General features: G+C 57.7%; 1 protein-coding gene. It reads left to right on the top strand.

Annotated elements, in window-relative coordinates; all coding sequences use genetic code 11:
• Window positions 1-158: 158 nt before the first annotated feature.
• Window positions 159-1,079, top strand: a complete 921-nt coding sequence (rdgC, locus tag OC610_RS27830) for a recombination-associated protein RdgC (protein WP_030142368.1) — start codon at window positions 159-161, stop codon at window positions 1,077-1,079.
• The last annotated feature ends 42 nt before the right edge of the window (window positions 1,080-1,121 follow it).

Here is a 1,121-nt window from a genome sequence, read left to right as displayed (position 1 = left end):
CACTTTCGGTGTGGCGCGCATTCTACGGAGCAGTCCCTAAGCTGGCAAGCACTTTTTAAATTAATTTTTTCAGGCCTTCCAAAGGCTTAGCGAAGGGTTGGCCTATGGCGCCGCGAAGAGAATAATGCCCCCCTTTGTATAAAGGAGAGACTCACCCCATGTGGTTCAAGAACCTGCTTATCTATCGCCTGACCCAAGATCTGCCTGTTGATGCCGAGGCGTTGGAAACTGCACTGGCGAGCAAACTGGCGCGCCCTTGTGCAAGCCAGGAGTTGACCACTTACGGTTTCGTCGCGCCATTTGGCAAAGGCGAAGACGCACCCTTGGTGCACGTCAGCCAGGATTTCCTGCTGATCGCCGCGCGCAAGGAAGAACGCATCCTGCCTGGCAGCGTCGTGCGCGACGCGGTCAAGGAAAAGGTCGAGGAAATAGAAGCCGAGCAAATGCGCAAGGTCTATAAAAAGGAACGGGACCAGATCAAGGATGAAATCATCCAGGCCTTCCTGCCTCGCGCGTTTATCCGTCGCTCGTCCACTTTTGCCGCCATCGCGCCAAAACAGGGCCTGATCCTGGTCAACTCCGCCAGTCCGAAACGCGCCGAAGACTTGCTCTCCACGTTGCGCGAAGTCATCGGCACGCTGCCTGTGCGTCCGCTCACCGTGAAGACCGCTCCGACCGCGATCATGACCGACTGGGTCAAGACGCAGAAAGCCGCTGACGATTTCTACGTGCTGGACGAATGTGAACTGCGCGACACCCATGAAGACGGCGGCATCGTGCGTTGCAAGCGTCAGGACTTGACCAGCGACGAAATCCAGCTGCACCTGAACACCGGCAAGGTGGTGACCCAACTGTCGTTGGCGTGGCAGGACAAGTTGTCGTTCGTGCTCGACGACAAGATGGTGGTCAAGCGCCTGAAATTCGAAGACCTGCTGCAGGACCAGGCGGAGCAGGATGGCGGCGACGAGGCTCTTGGCCAGTTGGACGCCAGTTTCACCCTGATGATGCTGACGTTTGGCGAGTTCCTGCCGGCGCTGGTTGAGGCGCTGGGTGGGGAAGAGATTCCGCAGGGGATCTAAACCCTGCAATAACTACCCTGTGGGAGCGAGCTTGCTCGCGAT

Origin of the sequence: Pseudomonas agronomica (assembly GCF_025917275.1) — a bacterium.
In the GTDB taxonomy this organism is placed as follows: Bacteria; Pseudomonadota; Gammaproteobacteria; order Pseudomonadales; family Pseudomonadaceae; genus Aquipseudomonas; species Aquipseudomonas agronomica.
The sequence above is the reverse complement of the archived record's forward strand: the minus strand, read 5'-3'. Positions and strand labels throughout refer to the sequence as shown.

Bases quoted from the DNA above. Each gene is read 5' to 3' on its own strand.
- rdgC (WP_030142368.1), top strand. From the start codon at position 159: ATGTGGTTCAAGAACCTGCTTATCTATCGCCTGACCCAAGATCTGCCT.